Raw genomic sequence first — 15824 nt, 5'->3', positions numbered from 1 at the left:
CGATACCCTGGCCGCCATGGGCCGCAGTCGATGCCGCATCCAGCCAGGCAGAAGCTACCCACGACCGCCCCGAAGCAAGCCACATTTGCATATGTCCTATAAGGGAGCGTTAAGTTGAGAGCATTGGTCGAACCGAGCCGTGTCCGCAACGCGATCGAGTACGGTGATGGGGTCTTCGCACCTGCGCTCCGCGTACCGACGCGCCCCAGCGATCCCCGGTGGCAAGCATCATCGGCTCGTCATCCGCCTCTGTCAGAGTCCGGATGACGGCATGGCCATCCGCCGTGCTCCGTGATCACGACGAGCAGCGCCACGATGAGACCGAATGCAGCAGCAGCGGAACACAATGGTCGGAGCCCGATAAGCTCGGCCCGAATGCGCTTGCCCCTGCACATTCCGGTCGCGGTGCTGTTCTCGCTCCTGATCCTCGGCGTCGGCGCAACGATTTCCTTCCATCACTTCCGCGAGACGAGTTCGTTGCTCGAAGCGGCGAATCAACGCCTGTTCCGGACCCTGGCCGACGACGTCCGCGCCGCACTGGACGACGCCGAACGTGCGGTTCGGCGTGCCTTCATCCTGCTCTCGACTTCCCCGCTCGCGGATGCGGCCGGCTTTGCCGAGCGCTTCCAGTTCCTCCCTGAAGTGACCGGGCTCATGGCGGCGGATCCGCTGATCGATTCGGTCATGGTGGGATACGGCGACGGCACCTTCTTCCTTCTGACCCGTGCCGATGCGAACAAAGCAGAGGCGGGCGACGCCGTATGGACGGTGCTCGACGCCGCTGCCGCCGAGGACCAGCAGGTGCCGCTCCAGTACCACTTCGATCGCGACCTGCGCTTCCTCGGCACCTCACCCGCGCCGGCGGCGCAGTTCGAGCCGCGCCTCACGGACTGGTACCGCCGCGCGGCGGCGAGCAACGCACTGGTCGTGTCGGCCCCTTACGCCTTTCGGCACTCGGGCGCGCGCGGGCTCACCTTCGCCCAACGCAACGGCGCGGCCGTGCTCGCCATCAATGTCAATTTCGCCGCGCTGTCGGCGGCGATGGCCCGGCAATCGACCGCGCCCTCGACGCTCGTGCGCCTTCTTGCGCGCGACCGCAGCGTCATCGCCGGCCAGGCCTCGGCGGTCGGTGCGGGATCCTTGGCTGGAGACACCGTGATCACGCAGGCCCTGGACACCCGGCCAAGCGATGGGGCTTCGACACGCGTGCTCGACGATGCGTCCGGTCGGGCCTGGCACGTATCCCTTGCGTCGCTCGCAGGGCTCGGCGACGACGGGTGGACCCTTGCAGTGGCCGCCCCGGGTGACGAGATCTTTGCCGAGGCCTTCCGCCAGCGCGAGCGCTCGATCCTGTTCACGATCGCCGCCGTGCTGCTCAGCTTTCCGCTCGCATGGGGCCTGTCGCGCCTGCTGACGAAGCCCTTGCACCGACTCTCGGGGGTGGCGCACGCGGTCTCTTCGCTGCAGTTCCAGCCCGAGGCGCAGACCCACTCGATCATCCTCGAGGTCGACCGCCTCGCGGGTGCGATCGCGATGATGCAGGCTACGATTGCGCGCTTCATCGAGCTGGGTCGCGACCTCGGGACGGCCCGGGACGTGCGCAGCCTCTTGCTGGAGGTGCGCGCCGGCGCACTGGCGGTGGCCAACGTGCCGTGGTGCGCGGTATATGTCTTTGCCTCGCATCGAGATGAAGCCGGCTGGATCGACACGGGGGAGGATGCCGATTCCTTCCCGGACGACTTCGACCCAGCCCGTCTTCCGAATCCCGAGGCCTCGGGCGACGGACCGCACAGCGTGCAGGTTCCGGCAGCGGCGGGCGCCGCGTGGCACGTGTTACTCATTCCTCTGCAGATCGACGCGGGGCAGCGACTCGGTACCCTGGTGCTCGCCGACCGCGCGGCAGCGGCCAGCAGTCTGCAAAGCAGCGAGGTGGTCGGCTTCCTGTCGGCGCTCGCCGGTTCGGCCGCGATCGCGCTGGAGAATCAGCGTCTGCTAGACGGTCGCAAGGATCTGCTGCATGGCGTGATGCGCCTCATCGCCGAGGCGATCGACGCCAAGTCGCCCTACACCGGGGGTCATTGCCGGCGCGTGCCGCAGATCGCGACTCGCCTGGCGCGCGCGGCCCATGGGATGGACACGGGCCCCCTGGCCGCTTACCGGCTCGACGCCTCGGGCTGGGAGGCGCTGCAGATGGCGGCGTGGATGCACGACTGCGGCAAGCTCACGACCCCGGACTACGTGATCGACAAGGCGACCAAGCTCGAGACCCTGCACAACCGCATCCACGAGATCCGCACCCGTTTCGAGGTGCTCAAGCGCGACGCCGAGCTCGCGTACTGGAAAGGCCTGGCCGAGGGGCTGGACGAGGTGGCGCTGCGCCGGCGCCGCGACGCCACCTGGCAGGCGCTCGACGAGGAGTTCGCGTTCGTCGCCCGCTGCAACGGCGGTGGCGAAACGCTGACGGCGGCGGATGTCGAACGCCTCCATCAGATCGCCCAGCGACGATGGACGCGGACCCTGGATGACCGCCTGGGACTTTCCAACGCCGAACTGGAGCGCCGCAACGGCCTGCCCGAGCGGCCGCTGCCGGCCGTGGAGGCGCTGCTCGCGGACCGCCCGGAGCACATCATCGCGCGCCACGATAACTCCCGCTTTCTGCCCGGGAACCCGTGGGGGTTTGCCATGCGGGCACCCGAGGCGCTCTACGATCGCGGCGAGCTTCACAACCTCACCGTGGCGCGCGGAACCTTGACGGCCGAGGAGCGTTTCAAGATCAACGAGCACATCGTCGAGACCATCCTGATGCTTGAGCGCCTACCGTTTCCGCCCGACCTCGCCGGCGTCACGGAGATCGCGGGCGGGCACCACGAGACGATGGATGGCAAAGGGTATCCGCGCGGCCTGGGCGCAGCGGCCCTGAGTGTCGATGCGCGCATCATCGCAATCGCGGACATCTTCGAGGCGCTGACGGCACAAGACCGTCCTTACAAGACCGCCCACAGCGCGAGCGAGGCCATCGCCATCATGCGCACGCTGTGCGCCCGGCAGGTAATCGACGCCGATCTGTTCGACCTGTTCGTTACGTGTGGCGCGTGGCGGGAAGATGCGGCCCTGGGAGGCGAAGCCGCCATTGAGGCGTGGGCGATGCAGCAGTCCAAGCCGCATCAAAGCCCGATTGAGGCCCTCGCCCGCAACGCGAGCGAGGGCTGGCAGTCAGGCCGGCTTACTTCTTCGGTCGCCCGGTCTTGATGCGTTCGACCAGACCGACCGCCTTGAGGAATTCCGCGTCATCGGCGCGCGCCAGCATGGCCAGTGCGGCCCGCAGCAGTTCGCTCTTCTTGACTTCGGCACCGCCGCTGAGGGCACGCTGTTTCAAGCTGGCAAAGAGGGCGTAGTCGGCCTCGGGCAGGGTGAAACTGTCACGAACGAGCTTGGGCTTGGCAGGCGCGTGCTTCTTTGCCTTGGCGGCCTTGGGCGGTTCTGCAGGGGCGGGGGCTTTGACCGTTGCGACCTCTTTGACGGGCTTTGCGGCTGCTTTTTTGGCTTGTGCCGGCTTTTCGGTAGCCACCTCGGCACCCGCCGTGGCAGCAGGGGCTTTTTGCGGCTTTGCCTTCGCAGCAGGCTTCTTCGGCCCCTTCGGCGCGGCCAGGACCGGCGCTTCAGTTGCGGGGGATGCCGCCGCTTGCGCGGGGGCGGGGGCCGCCGTGACGGGGGCTTCATCCGCCTTGGGCATTGCCTGGATTTCTTCGTTCATGTCGCTCTCCCGAGCAGATGTGAAAAGTAATAAACTGTATAAACAATTTATAACGTTAGCGTGCCGAGAGCAATCGAAATGCGCAGAATCATGGTGGCTAACCCCAAAGGGGGCAGTGGCAAGTCGACGCTGGCCGTACACCTGGCGAGCTGGTTCGCGAGGAATGACGAGATTGTCTATCTCGGCGACCTCGATCGGCAGCAGTCGACCGGCCACTGGCTGGCGGGGCGATCGCGTCACCTGGCGCCCATCCGGCACTGGGAGATTTCAAACGACGAGCTCGAAGCGCCGCCCAAGGACTGCACGGTTGCGATCCTCGATACGCCGGCGGGTCTGCATGGCAAGCGCTTGAAGCTGGCCTTGAACAAGATGAACAAGATCGTGGTGCCCGTGTCGCCGTCGCGCTTCGACATGCTTGCGAGCCGCGATTTCTTCGAGGAACTCTCGGAAACCAAGGCGGTGCGCAAGGACAGGGTCGACATCGGCATCGTCGGCATGCGGGTCGATCCGCGCACGCACGCCTCCCGGCAGCTCGTGGAGTACCTGCAGCAATTCGACCTGCCCCTGGTCACCTGCATACGGCAGTCGCAGCGTTACGTTCAGGCGGTCGAAACCGGGGTGACGCTCTTCGATGGCAATCGTATTGACCCCGCCGATCAGCTTCATTGGAAGCCGCTGCTCGACTGGCTGGTCAGGCGGCGCTGAGTCAGCCAGCAAACGGGTGTCGACGCGCTGCAGGCGCGACACGCTCGGCGCCACGCTCATGAGTCTTCCCTACATTGCTCGAGGCGGCCGCGTCGCCGGTCGCGGCCGAACCTCCGACCGGCCGCCTGCCTACGCTGAATGCCGGGCCTGCAAACCCTGCGCAGCTTCGAGGCCGCCTGGCTGCGCCATGACATCGTCGCCGGCCTGGCGCTGGCGGCGTGCTGCAGCAGGCCGGTGCAGGATCGCCTGGCTCGGGGCATCTCGCAGTGCCGCTTCGCCTCTCAGTGGTGTTTCCACGGCGGGCTGCCCCACAGCACGGGTCTTGTGTTCTCCAGCACCTGACTTCGGAGGCTCGCATATCGCGGGCCATGCCAACCGAGCACGAAGCCGGCGGCCAGCGACAGGGAGGGCGTGTCGCGCATCCAGATCTGGAGCCAGCCGCGCGCCACCTCCATGTCCTGCAGGTAGCCGAGCACGGTCTGCGCCTGCGTGAGCTGGTCAAGATAGGCCCGCACCGTCTTGCGGCCAAACAGGGGCGCGAAGAACTCGACCGCGTAGCGCAGTTCCTTCAGGCCGATTCGCAGCGGGTGCAGTTGTGCAGGTTCGAGACTCGACGCCGCATTGAAACGCTCGCGCGCGCGTCGCCGCGCGCGGATCAGCCGCTCCCGTGCAAACTCGGCCAGCTCGAGGCCCGGGTCGGGACCGCTTCCTTGAAGTTGGAGCAGGTCGGTACTGAACGCGAGGATGATGCGTGCCTGCTCGTCGGGATCCAGCGCACGTTTTGCTGCTTCGTGGGCGGCGTGTCGTTCGGCATCGACGACATCGATGAGGTCGCGAAACGTGACCGTGCCGATCAGCCATTCGGGTGCAATGCTATCGAGCAGTTCGGTGCGGAGCACGTCGAGATCCCTGGCCGGCCCGAAACGGTCGGCGTCGTCGCGCAGGCGCTGCGGCCATGTCTCGGTGAACGCATTCGGTAGCGCGGGCGCAAACACCTTCAGTGCAGACCGCAGCCGCCTCAGCGCAACGCGGATCTGATGAATGAACTCCGCCGCCTGGTCCGCCTCGGCGTGCGCCGCGCCGGCGACATTGCCTTGCCACTGGCGGACACACGATTGGGCCAGTGCGATGAAGGCTTCCTCGACCGTCTGCCCGCCGTGAACGGGTGAGGCTTCCGCTCGGAGCGGTTGCGGGTCGGACGTTGCGGTGCTGTTCATGTTCCCGTCCTCGACCAGGTCGTCTACGTCACCAAGGCTTCTTGCGCTGCGAATGTACCTCACAAATCAGGCTTACCAAACCGCGCCATGCGGAACTCCTCGTTAAGCACGCACAGCGTGTCGCCATCAGTGTTGGCTATCACGAGGCTGTCTTTCCGTTCGGCGCGCTGCGCAAGATGCTGCCGTTGCCTCGATTGTCGCCTTGGTCATTGACAGCCGTTGTGCAAAGTGATGGCCGACTCGTTGTTCCCCTGCCTGTGAAGGTTGCAGTGGGGCGGGCGGTGAAGGCAGCCGGATGCCTCAGCGATATACGTTGCCAGCCACGCTCATCCGTAACGGCATACAGACGGGCATCGGCATCCACCGCCACTGGATAGCCGACTGCCTCGAGCAGCGGCAGGTCGTTGGCAGAGTCGGAATAGAACCAGGTATGTGGCAGTACCTCAGTGGGGGTGGCGCCGAGCGTGGCCAGCCAGTTGAGCACGTGTCCGATCTTGCGCTCGCGAAAGCAGGGTTCGCCGCTGATGCGGCCTGTGAATCGGCCATCGATCACTTCGGCTTCGGTGCAGAGCAGGGTATCGATCCCCAACATGTTTGCGCTTGGTCCGGCGAGGAAGCGATGGGTGGCCGAGACGATGGCGCAGCGGTGCCCTTGCGCACGGTGGTGTGCGATCAGGGACGCGGCGCCGGGTGCGATGCGCGGCGCGAGCTGAGTGGCGCTAAACGTCTCAAGCAGTGGATTGAGTGATTCCAGTGTGCGACCGGCGAGCGGCTCGAGCTGGAATTCGAGGTAGGCCAGGATGTCCAGCCGTCCCGCCGTGTAGTCGGTCAGGTAGCGCGCCTGGCGCTCCATGATCGCGGCCCCGTCGATCAGGCCGCGCTCGGCGAGAAAGCCCAGCCAGAGCGCGTTGGAGTCACCGGCGAGCAGGGTGTGGTCGAGGTCGAAGAGTGCGATCGAGGGGGAAGGGGGTTCGGAGCTGGGCATGAATGGGTTGTTTCGATTAGGCGAGTCAGCGGATGCCTGCCCGCAGGAAGCTCTGCACGAACTGGCGCTGAAATAGCAGGAAGGCGATCAGCAGCGGCCCGGAGGCCAGCAGTGTGGCAGCGGTGATGATCGCCCAGTCGATGCCCTGGTCGGTCCCGGCGAAGACGGCCAGGCCGACGGTGAGCGGGCGGGTCTCGACGGTGTTGGTGACGATGAGTGGCCACAGGAAGTTGTTCCAGTGATGGCTCACCGATACCAGCGCATAGGCGAGGTAGGTGGGTTTGGCCAGCGGCACATACACCCGCCACAGAATGCCGAGCGTGCCGCAACCCTCGATGCGGGCGGCTTCCTCCAGTTCGCGTGGGATCGTCTTGAAGGTCTGGCGCAGCAGGAAGATGCCGAAGGCCGAAGCCATGTAGGGCAGCGCCATCGCCGGGATCGTGTCGACCAGGCCGAGCGCGTGGATGCTGCGGTAGTTTTCCACCACCAGCACGTCGGGCATGATCATGAGCTGGATCAGCACCAAGGCGAAGGCGATGTCGCGCCCGGGGAAGCTGAAGCGCGCAAAGGCATAGGCGGCCAGCGTGCCCAGCACGAGTTGTCCGGCGAGGATGGTGGCGACCAGGATGCTGGTGTTGAGGAAGTAGCGAGGGAAGGGTGCAGCCGCCCAGGCGGCGCGGAAGTTCTCCAGCGTCAGCGGCGCGAACAGCTCGAAACGCGTCGAGTAGGCGCTGGGATGGAAGGCGGTCCACACTGCGTACAGCAAGGGAGCCAGCCACAGGATGCCGAGCGTCCAGGCACCGAGTGTGTTCAGGATGCGGTCGATACGGCCATCGGCAAGCACGCTCGACTGGGCCGGTGAAGCGATGGGCCGCACGAGCGCGCGGCTGAGTTCGGCGGTCTCGCTCATTGATAATGCACCTTGCGTTCCAGCCAGAAGAATTTTAGCAGCGCCACGGTTGCGAGCAGGGCGAGCAGCACCATGGTCAGCGCGGCCGCATAGCCCTGGTCCCAGAACTTGAAGCCGACCTCGTAGATGTAATAGAGCAGCAGCGAGGTGGCGTTATCCGGGCCGCCACGCGTCATCACGAAGAGGTGGTCGACGAGGCGGAAGGCGTTGATGGTGGCGTTGATCAGTACGAACAGTGTGGTTGGCATCAGCAGCGGAAAGGTCACGCGCCAGAAGCGTTGCCAGCGGCTCGCGCCCTCGAGCTCGGCGGCCTCGCCCAGTTCGGGCGGAATCTGCTGCAGTGCGGCGAGATAGAAGATCATGAAGAAGCCGGCCTCCTTCCACACCGTGACCACGATCACCGCGCCGAGCGCGGTGTCGCCGCTACCGAGCCAGTTGACCGCCGGCAGGCCGAAGAGGCCGCGCAGCTGGTCGAACAGGCCGTAGTCTGGGGTGTAGAAGAACAGCCAGATGTTGGCCACGGCGATCATCGGCAGCACCGTGGGCGTGAAATAGGCCAGGCGCAGCAGGCTGCGGCCGGAAATGCGGGAATTGACCCACAGCGCCATCACCATGGCGAGCGCGATCGAGGGCAGGATGGTGCCGGCGGCGAACACCAGGTTGTTCTGCAGCGCGGTCCAGAAGATCGGGTCAGCCAGCATGTCGCGGTAGTGGTCGGCACCGATGAAGCGCGCCGGGCGGTTGCCGCGCGGGGTGGTGAACAGGCTGTGCCAGAAGGTGGCGACGGCCGGGTAGTGGGTGAAGGCGGCGAGCAGCACCGCCGCCGGCAACAGCAGCAGCCAGCCGTGTATCGCGGCGAGGCGGCCGCCGTTGCCGGGGGGGTGTGCAGTCATGCTTGAAGGTTTCGCAGGCGGGTGCGCGTCAGCGGTAGGCGCGCAGGATGCGCTCGGCTTCGCGCTGTGCGTCCTGCATGGCCTGGGCCGGCGTCTTGGTGCCGGTCAGCGCCGCTTGCAGGCCGTCGTTGAGCGCCTTGGTTACACGCTGGTTCTCGTGGGTCGACAGCTCCGCCACCGCGAACTGCAACTGGTCGCGCGCGACCGTGGGTGCGGGGAAGTCGGCCACGTACTTCTTCATCGTGTCGGTTTCCCACGCCGCCGGCGATACCGCCACGTAGCCGGTGGAGATCGCCCATTCGGCGGCGCGCTGCGGCGCGGTCATCCACTTGACGAACTTCATCGCCGCCTCGCGCTCCTCGGCCGTGGCGCGCTTGAAGATGTGGAAGTTGCCGCCGCCGGTGGGCGTGCCGCGCTGCGTGCCGGCAGGCAGCATCGCGACGCCGAAGTCGAACGCGGCATTGTTGCGGATGTTGGTGAGGTTGCCGGTTGTGGTGTAGATGATGGCCGCCTTGCGCTCGAAGAAGTCCTTCGGCGTCGTGCCCCATTCGACTACGCCTTGCGGATGCACACCGTGCTTGCGCGACAGGTCCACCCAGAACTGAAGGGCCTCGATCACCTTGGGCTTGTCGAAGTAGGTTTCGGTGCCAGCGGCGTTCATCAGCTCGACCCCGGCCTGCGTGGTAAACGTCTGGAATAGCCAGTACGGGAACCCAGAGGAGGGCACCTGCATGCCCCAGGTCGTCACATTGCCGCTGGCGTCGCGCTGGGTCAGCTTCTGGCCGTACTCGATGAGTTCCTGCCAGTTCTGTGGCGGACGTTCGGGATCAAGGCCGGCCTGCTTGAACAGGTCTTTGTTCCAGTACATCACCACGGTTGAGCGCTGGAAGGGGATGCCCCAGGTCTTGCCGCCGGTCTGGCTGTTCTTCATGAAGCCGGGAAAGAAACCCTGCATCCAGGCGCGGTCTTCTTCGCTGCGGGCGAGTTCATCGAAGGGCACGATGGCGTCCTCGTCGATCAGGGTGTACATGTCGGTCGACAGCAGCACCGATACGTGGGGTGCATCGCCGCCCTTGTTGGCGGTCAGCACCTTGGTGATGGTGTCTTGGTAGCTGCCGGAATACACCGGCTTGACGCGGATGCCGGGGTGTTCTTTTTCGAACGCGGCAGCCATGTCATCGACGAGCTTTGTCACCGGCCCACCCACAGCGACCGGATAGAAGAAGGTGAGATCAGCGGCCATGGCCGGTGTTGCTGCAACACTGAGGGCGATGCCGAGGCCGGCAGCGATCTGATTGAATCCGGAGAACAGCTTTCTCATGCGGGGAAGCTCCTGGTGGGTGGAACGGTAGAGGAAGTCGTGTTAGAGGCGCGCGTGATCAGTCTCTTGCTACGCGGCGCCCGTGTTCGCGGATGAAGCGCTGTTCGGCATCGGCCGGCCAGACGAGGCCGACGTGCTCGCCGATGCCGGCGGCGACGCGGCCGGGCATGCGCACGGTGACGCGGTGTGTCTCGTCGTGGCGGCAGATCAGCATGGATTCGGCACCGAGGTATTCGATGGTCTCCACCTTCGCCGACAGTCCGCGACCGGGCTCGCACAGGGCGATGCGCTCGGGGCGGATACCGATCAGCACCGCGTCGTCGCGGTCGCCGGTGCGGGTGGCCCAGCCCGGCAGCAGATTCATCGCAGGGCTGCCGATGAAGCCGGCGACGAAGGTGCTCGCTGGATGCTCGTAGAGTTCGGCCGGGCTGCCGTGCTGCTCGATGCGGCCGGCGCGCATCAGCACCACCTTGTCGGCCATGGTCATGGCTTCGGTCTGATCGTGGGTGACGTAGATGAGGGTCATCCCAAGGCGCTGCTGCAGCGCGCGGATTTCCTGCCGCATCTGCTGGCGGAGCTGGGCGTCGAGGTTGGACAGCGGCTCGTCCATGAGGCATACGGCCGCCTCGGCCACGATCGCGCGCCCGAGCGCGACACGCTGTCGCTGGCCGCCTGAGAGCTGGGACGGACGACGGTCGAGCAGGGCGCCCAGTTCAAGTAGCTCGGCAGTAGCATCGAGCCGGCGTTTGCGCTCAGCCGCCGGTACGCGCCGGACCTGCAGGCCGAACACGATGTTTTCTGCGACCGTGAGGTGCGGGAACAGCGCGTAGGACTGGAAGACCATGGCAACGCCGCGCTGGGCAGGGGGCAGGCGGGTGACATCGCGTCCGTCGATGTGGATCTCGCCTTCGTCCGCTGCTTCGAGGCCTGCGATCAGGCGCAGCGTCGTGGACTTGCCGCAACCCGAAGGCCCGAGCAGGGCAACGAGTTTTCCTGCATCTACGTGCAGGCTCACGTGATCAACAGCGCGCGTCGTGCCCCAGTTTTTGACGACCGCGTTCAGATGAACATCGCTCATGAGCAGGCTTCTCCAGGTTGGCGGGTGGCTGTCTCGACACTTTCCGCGACGTGCACACAGGGATGGCCGGCCTGAAGCCCGCCGAGGTAGTCGGCCGGGATCGGTCCCTCGATGAAAAGGTGGTCGGCGTCACCGAGTCGGCCGCCCCGGGCAATCGCTGGGCGACCGAATTTGCTGATATCCGCTACCAGCAGACTCGTTCGGCAGTGGTCTGCCATTGCGAGGCGGGTGGCGACCTCGGCGACATCGAAGTCAAGCAGCGTGCCGTCGCGGTCAATGCCGCCCACGCCAAAAACCGCGAAGTCGGTCTTGAAGGCCGAGAAGCAGCTCACCGCGCCGCTGCCGACGACGTCGAGGTCGCTCGGGCGCAGCGGGCCGCCGGCGATCGTCAACTCGATGCCGGGGCTGCCGCCGAGTGCGGTGGCGACGTTGAGGCTGTTGGTGATCACGCGCAGGCGGGAGTGGGCGCGCAGTGCCACTGCAACCTGGGCCGGCGTGGTGCCGATGCCGATCGATACGCTCGCCCCATCGGGGATGAAGGCCGCCACCGCATTGGCGATGCGGCGTTTGGCGTCGAGGTTCAGGATCTGGCGGCGAGGGTAGGGAAGGTTGCCGTGGCTGGGCGAGTCGACGCCGCCATGTACGCGCCGCAGCAGGCCTTGCTCGCACAGGCGGTTTACGCAACGCCGGATCGTCTGTGGGGTGACGTCGAAGCGCTGCGCCAGGTCGTCGATGCCGGCGAAGCCGATGCGCAAGACTTGCTCAAGTATCTGGCGTTCGCGAGGGGCAAGCGTAGACAGCGTCATCGTTGATTCGAATGGACAGGGTGTTCATTCGAATGATGACGACGATGCATTGCCGTTCGTTTGCATGAATGTGATCGCTGCGTGAAACCGGGGCGCCCATACGTAGGTCAGCGGCTGGTCAACGAAACGCAGCTCGTTGTCCGCAGAGGCGATCGAATCGGTCGAGCAGTCGGCACAGAAGGTGATCGATGTGGTGGGCGAGATCATTCGTCTGGTGCAGATCGGTCAGGGGGTGGGTGCGGAGATCGTCGAGCAGGTCGGCACGATCGATGTCCTGCTGGACCGTGCTCACCAGGCCGCCGGGCATACCAAGGTGGCGGCCGACCGGATTCGCGAGATCTCGGGGGATCTGGCGCACATCGTGTCGCGCTTCCGCATCGAGCCGTCGGTTGGGGCCACTGCGGGTTGATCCGTTCCATCCAGCGACGCCGGCGCCGGACCGTGCCGTTGAGCGGCGCTGGGCGGGCTTGGCGCCCCTGCGTCAGAGATAGTCGAGCAGTGGCCCCGCCGGCACGATGCCCGTCGGGTTCAGCGCCCGGATCGAGTAATACCCGGCCTTGATGTGGTCGGCACGGACGCTGCTGGCGAATGCCGGCATCGCCAGCAGGCGGCGCAGATAGGCCATCACGTTCGGGTAGGCAGAGAGCGGGCGCAGGTTGCACTTGAAGAGCCCGTAGTACGCCAGGTCGAACCGGACCAGCGTCACGAAGGCGCGGATGTCGGTTTCGGTGAGGCGTTCGCCCACCAGCCACTGGGCGTTCTCGAGTTGGGCGTCCATCCATGCCAGGCAGTCGAATACCCGCCGCACCGCCTCGTCGTAGGCCGCCTGGGAGGTGGCGAACCCGGCCTGATACACGCCGTTATTGAAGTCTGCGTAGAGCCGCGTGTTTGTGGTCTCGATCGCGTCGACCAGCGCGGCTGGGCGCAAGTCGATGTCGCTGTGCGCCAAGGCGCCGAAATCGCCATTCAGGATCTGCAGGATGTCGGCCGACTCGTTATTGACGATGGTGCTGCGCGACCGGTCCCACAGCACGGGCACGGTTGCGCGTCCGGTGTAGGTCGGGTCGGCGCGGGTGTACAGCGCGTGCATGTGGCGCGCGCCATTGAGGTCGTCGAGGTCGGTGCCCAGTTCGCCGCTGAAGGCCCAGCCCTGGTCGGTGAGACGCGGATCGACCACGCGGACGTCGATCGCATGCGCCAGCCCCTTGAGGCGCAGCGCGATCAGGGTGCGGCAGGCCCACGGGCAGATGTAGGCCACGTACAGCACGTAGCGCCCGGCCTCAGGGCCGAAGCCTTCGGGGCTGTCTGCGCCGATGCGATGCCGGAAGCCAGAGTCCTGGCGAAGGAATCGACCCTCGTCGTCGCTCGCCTGCACCGGTTGCCACTTTTCCACCCACTGCCCGTTGATCAGCATGCGTCGCTGCTCCTCTTTTCGATTGGCCTTTGCGTGGACGACAAGGTATTGCTACCGGCGACCCAGATAAAGCCCGCTCTCGGGGATGGACTGTTCCGCCGCCCGCAACGAAACCGATCGCGTGCGTGGCCTCACCAGCCCGGCGGCGGCGCGGCGAAGCGTTCGGCGAGGAAGTCGACCAGCGCGCGCACCTTCGGCGGGACGAATTTGCGCGTGGGATACAGCGCATAGATGCCGAGCGTGACGGATCGATACGCGGGCATCAGCTCCACCAGCGTGCCGGAGGCCAGGTCATCGGCGACGAGGAAGCCGGGCTGCAGGATCACCCCTTGGTCGGCGAGCGCCATTGCGCGGCAGGTGTCGCCGCTGTTGGTGTGCGCAGACGGCCGAGTGCGCACGCTCACGCGCCCGTCCGGCCCGTCGAACTGCCACTCGTCGCCCCCCGACCGGTAGCTGTAGGCGATGACCGTGTGGCTGGCGAGGTCCGCCGGCACCCGGGGCGTGCCATGGGCCGCCAGATAACCGGGTGCGGCGCACAGCACGATGCGGGTGCGGGCAAGCTGCCGGCAGACGAGGGTGGAGCTGGGGAGCGCGGCGATCCGGATCGCCACATCGAAGCCTTCCTCGACCAGATCGACGGTGCGGTCCGATAGCGTGATCTCGAGCTGCACCTGCGAATGCAGGTCGCGGAACGCGCCCCAAAGTGGCGCCAGATGGCGAATGCCGAAGGTGACCGGGGCGTTGATGCGCAACAGCCCGCGTGCCGCACCGCTGCGCGAATGCAGCTCGGCTTCGGCTTCCTCGAGCCCGGCGAGCAACTCCCGGCTGCGGGCGTAGAAGCGTTCGCCATCCTCGGTCAATGACAGGCGTCGGGTCGTGCGGTGCAGCAGGCGTACGCCGAGTCGCGTTTCCAGCTCGCCCACATAGCGCGAGGTGGCCGCCTTCGACAAGCCGAGCGCCTCGGCCGCGCCCACGAAGCTGCCGGCATCGACCACCGCGCAGAAGGTCTGCATTTCGACAAAGCGGTCCATTGTCTCTTTCAGTGGAACAGTTTCTTCTTGGGATACTCGTTTATCTCAATATGGGTGCCCCGTAAAGTGCCGTCCATGGGCAGCGCAACGTCACAAGACGCTGAACCCACAGACCGATAACAACCCGACGGAGAAACACCATGACCCATCCCCTGATCAAGCGCCTGCTGTCCACCAACGCCGGCTGGGCCGCGCTTGCCCTGCGCATCCCGGTCGGCATCATCTTCGCTGCCCACGGCGCGCAGAAACTTTTCGGCTGGTTCGGCGGTTACGGCCTCGAAGGCACCGGCCAGTGGATGGCCTCGATCGGCCTGGCGCCCGGATATCTGATGGCGCTGCTCGCCGGTAGCGCGGAGTTCTTCGGCGGCCTGGCACTGATCATCGGCCTGTTGGTGCGCCCGGCAGCGGCGGTGCTCGCGATCGCGATGCTGGTGGCCATCTTCAGCGTGCATATCGGCAACGGCCTGTTCATGAGCAAGAATGGCTACGAATTCGGCCTCGCCCTGCTGGCGGTGTCGGTGTCGCTGCTGCTGAGCGGCGCCGGACGGGCGTCGATCGATGCGGTACTGAGCCAAGGCGCGTCCAGTCAGGCGGCTGGCGCGAAAACCCTGTTGCCCATCTGAGGCCCGGTCATGTCCGACCACGACGTCATCGTTCAACCAGCGCCCGTTCCTGCCCCACGCCTGATCCTGCTATTCCATGGCGTGGGTTCGCGCCCGGAGGATCTCGTGCCGCTCGGCCGCATCCTCGCCGACGCGGACCCCGCCGCCTGGGTGGTGAGCGTGCGCTCGCCCGAGCCCTGCGACCTGGGCAGCGGCTGGCAATGGTTCTCGGTGCGGGGCGTGACCGAGGGCAGCCGCCCGGCGCGCATCGCCGAGGCCATGCCGCTGTTCGTGCGCAGCGTTCGCGACTGGCAGGCGAGGGCGGGAGTGGACGCCGCCGGCACCACGCTGATCGGTTTCTCGCAGGGATCGATCATGGCGCTGGAGTCCACGCAACTACCCGAGACCTTGTCCGCGCGGGTGATCTCGATCGCCGGCCGCTTTGCATCGCCCCCGCGTGTGGCGCCGCCGGCGACGCAGGTGCATCTGCTCCATGGCGATCAGGATACGGTGATCGACCCGCGCTACAGCCTGAGGGCTGCCGAGACGATGCAGGCGCTCGGCGCGCGTGTCACTGTCGAGATATTCCCCAATCTGGGGCATGGCGTGGATGCTCGTGTGGCCGCGCGCGTGAAAGCCCTGGTTGTCTGAGTGGGGCCCTTGGTAATGGACCCCTGTCCGTTACGCGGACCGTGCCAGTGAAGACGTCCCAATTCGGCGGGCGGACGACGATGTTGCCGGTGAGGACGTCTTTCTTGATCGACCGCCATTTGAGTCCGGATCCGGCTCACCTGGATCAACGGGAGGGGCAGGAGTCAGCGCACCGTCACAATGTCAGTGAGCTTGAGGTTATCGTTGCCGAGCAGGAAACGGCAGGTGGCGGGCCATACTCCCGCGCTGCCCTGGATGACCATTTTTAGGATCATGGGGCGCAATTTACGGTGCCGCTTGGCAGCTAGGGAATCCCTGATCAATTGATGCTCTGAGCACGTTCACCCAAGCCAGCCGTTTCCACCGACTCTGATGATCGCCTTTTCCGCTTCTACCGCTGTTTTTCGAGGCTTTTTCGGCCCCGAGCACCCGTTTTCGGGCGCAGCGGGCGGATTTC

Annotated in this window: 15 protein-coding genes; 5 read left to right on the top strand and 10 right to left on the bottom strand. The window is 66.0% G+C overall.

Annotated features, from left to right (window positions below; all coding sequences use genetic code 11):
* Positions 1-381 precede the first annotated feature (381 nt).
* The gene (locus RBT54_RS16840; protein ID WP_320368189.1) at positions 382-3249 is read left to right on the top strand and encodes an HD domain-containing phosphohydrolase; all 2868 of its coding nucleotides are present in this window, start codon (positions 382-384) and stop codon (positions 3247-3249) included.
* Here RBT54_RS16840 and RBT54_RS16835 read toward each other — a convergent pair.
* Entirely contained in the window at positions 3224-3754 is a 531-nt protein-coding gene (locus RBT54_RS16835; protein ID WP_320368188.1) for a hypothetical protein, read from the bottom strand. The two genes, RBT54_RS16840 and RBT54_RS16835, sit on opposite strands and share 26 nt — an antisense overlap.
* 78 nt (positions 3755-3832) lie before the next feature.
* On the opposite strand from RBT54_RS16835, the gene RBT54_RS16830 reads away from it, so the two are divergent.
* Complete coding sequence (locus RBT54_RS16830) at positions 3833-4459, top strand: ParA family protein (RefSeq protein ID WP_320368187.1); 627 nt, start codon at positions 3833-3835, stop codon at positions 4457-4459.
* A 281-nt stretch (positions 4460-4740) separates the two neighbouring features.
* Here RBT54_RS16830 and RBT54_RS16825 read toward each other — a convergent pair whose 3' ends face one another.
* From RBT54_RS16825 to RBT54_RS16795, 7 genes are all read right to left on the bottom strand, one after another.
* Positions 4741-5676 carry a CHAD domain-containing protein gene (locus RBT54_RS16825; protein ID WP_320368186.1) on the bottom strand — a complete coding sequence of 312 codons (936 nt, stop codon included), beginning with the start codon at positions 5674-5676 and terminating at the stop codon, positions 4741-4743.
* Positions 5677-5815: 139 nt separating this feature from the next.
* Positions 5816-6661, bottom strand: coding sequence for an HAD family hydrolase (locus RBT54_RS16820; RefSeq protein WP_320368185.1), 846 nt, complete (start codon positions 6659-6661; stop codon positions 5816-5818).
* Positions 6662-6686: 25 nt separating this feature from the next.
* Positions 6687-7571: a carbohydrate ABC transporter permease gene (locus RBT54_RS16815; RefSeq protein ID WP_320368184.1), complete on the bottom strand. Its 885-nt coding sequence runs from the start codon at positions 7569-7571 to the stop codon at positions 6687-6689.
* Positions 7568-8464 (bottom strand): sugar ABC transporter permease, encoded by an 897-nt coding sequence (locus RBT54_RS16810; RefSeq protein ID WP_320368183.1) that lies wholly within the window; start codon positions 8462-8464, stop codon positions 7568-7570. The genes RBT54_RS16815 and RBT54_RS16810 overlap by 4 nt, the downstream gene beginning before the upstream one ends.
* A gap of 28 nt (positions 8465-8492) precedes the next feature.
* On the bottom strand, positions 8493-9785 hold the full coding sequence (locus RBT54_RS16805; RefSeq protein WP_320368182.1) for an ABC transporter substrate-binding protein: 1293 nt from the start codon (positions 9783-9785) through the stop codon (positions 8493-8495).
* 58 nt (positions 9786-9843) lie between these two features.
* Positions 9844-10863 (bottom strand): ABC transporter ATP-binding protein, encoded by a 1020-nt coding sequence (locus tag RBT54_RS16800; RefSeq protein WP_320368181.1) that lies wholly within the window; start codon positions 10861-10863, stop codon positions 9844-9846.
* Positions 10860-11669: a DeoR/GlpR family DNA-binding transcription regulator gene (locus RBT54_RS16795; RefSeq protein ID WP_320368180.1), complete on the bottom strand. Its 810-nt coding sequence runs from the start codon at positions 11667-11669 to the stop codon at positions 10860-10862. Before RBT54_RS16795 ends, RBT54_RS16800 begins: the two co-directional genes overlap by 4 nt.
* Positions 11670-11805: 136 nt before the next feature.
* Here RBT54_RS16795 and RBT54_RS16790 point away from each other — a divergent pair, with 136 nt between their 5' ends.
* On the top strand, positions 11806-12078 hold the full coding sequence (locus RBT54_RS16790) for a hypothetical protein (protein ID WP_320368179.1): 273 nt from the start codon (positions 11806-11808) through the stop codon (positions 12076-12078).
* A 72-nt stretch (positions 12079-12150) separates the two neighbouring features.
* On the opposite strand, the gene RBT54_RS16785 is transcribed toward RBT54_RS16790, so the two are convergent.
* Entirely contained in the window at positions 12151-13083 is a 933-nt protein-coding gene (locus RBT54_RS16785) for a glutathione S-transferase family protein (protein ID WP_320368178.1), read from the bottom strand.
* Positions 13084-13214: 131 nt separating this feature from the next.
* Positions 13215-14114: a LysR family transcriptional regulator gene (locus RBT54_RS16780; RefSeq protein WP_320368177.1), complete on the bottom strand. Its 900-nt coding sequence runs from the start codon at positions 14112-14114 to the stop codon at positions 13215-13217.
* A 140-nt stretch (positions 14115-14254) separates the two neighbouring features.
* Here RBT54_RS16780 and RBT54_RS16775 point away from each other — a divergent pair, with 140 nt between their 5' ends.
* Together RBT54_RS16775 and ypfH are read left to right on the top strand one after the other, a co-directional pair.
* Positions 14255-14737, top strand: a complete 483-nt coding sequence (locus RBT54_RS16775; protein ID WP_320368176.1) for a DoxX family protein — start codon at positions 14255-14257, stop codon at positions 14735-14737.
* 9 nt (positions 14738-14746) lie between these two features.
* Positions 14747-15367 (top strand): esterase, encoded by a 621-nt coding sequence (gene ypfH / locus RBT54_RS16770; protein ID WP_320368175.1) that lies wholly within the window; start codon positions 14747-14749, stop codon positions 15365-15367.
* The last annotated feature ends 457 nt before the right edge of the window (positions 15368-15824 follow it).

It is taken from the genome of Thauera sp. (assembly GCF_034003485.1).
Classification (GTDB): domain Bacteria; phylum Pseudomonadota; class Gammaproteobacteria; order Burkholderiales; family Rhodocyclaceae; genus Thauera.
The sequence above is the reverse complement of the archived record's forward strand: the minus strand, read 5'-3'. Positions and strand labels throughout refer to the sequence as shown.

Bases quoted from the DNA above. Each gene is read 5' to 3' on its own strand.
- RBT54_RS16795 (WP_320368180.1), bottom strand. From the start codon at position 11,669: ATGACGCTGTCTACGCTTGCCCCTCGCGAACGCCAGATACTTGAGCAA.
- RBT54_RS16825 (WP_320368186.1), bottom strand. From the start codon at position 5,676: ATGAACAGCACCGCAACGTCCGACCCGCAACCGCTCCGAGCGGAAGCC.
- RBT54_RS16775 (WP_320368176.1), top strand. From the start codon at position 14,255: ATGACCCATCCCCTGATCAAGCGCCTGCTGTCCACCAACGCCGGCTGG.
- RBT54_RS16815 (WP_320368184.1), bottom strand. From the start codon at position 7,571: ATGAGCGAGACCGCCGAACTCAGCCGCGCGCTCGTGCGGCCCATCGCT.
- RBT54_RS16810 (WP_320368183.1), bottom strand. From the start codon at position 8,464: ATGACTGCACACCCCCCCGGCAACGGCGGCCGCCTCGCCGCGATACAC.
- RBT54_RS16780 (WP_320368177.1), bottom strand. From the start codon at position 14,114: ATGGACCGCTTTGTCGAAATGCAGACCTTCTGCGCGGTGGTCGATGCC.
- RBT54_RS16800 (WP_320368181.1), bottom strand. From the start codon at position 10,863: ATGAGCGATGTTCATCTGAACGCGGTCGTCAAAAACTGGGGCACGACG.
- RBT54_RS16830 (WP_320368187.1), top strand. From the start codon at position 3,833: ATGCGCAGAATCATGGTGGCTAACCCCAAAGGGGGCAGTGGCAAGTCG.
- ypfH (WP_320368175.1), top strand. From the start codon at position 14,747: ATGTCCGACCACGACGTCATCGTTCAACCAGCGCCCGTTCCTGCCCCA.
- RBT54_RS16820 (WP_320368185.1), bottom strand. From the start codon at position 6,661: ATGCCCAGCTCCGAACCCCCTTCCCCCTCGATCGCACTCTTCGACCTC.
- RBT54_RS16835 (WP_320368188.1), bottom strand. From the start codon at position 3,754: ATGAACGAAGAAATCCAGGCAATGCCCAAGGCGGATGAAGCCCCCGTC.
- RBT54_RS16785 (WP_320368178.1), bottom strand. From the start codon at position 13,083: ATGCTGATCAACGGGCAGTGGGTGGAAAAGTGGCAACCGGTGCAGGCG.
- RBT54_RS16805 (WP_320368182.1), bottom strand. From the start codon at position 9,785: ATGAGAAAGCTGTTCTCCGGATTCAATCAGATCGCTGCCGGCCTCGGC.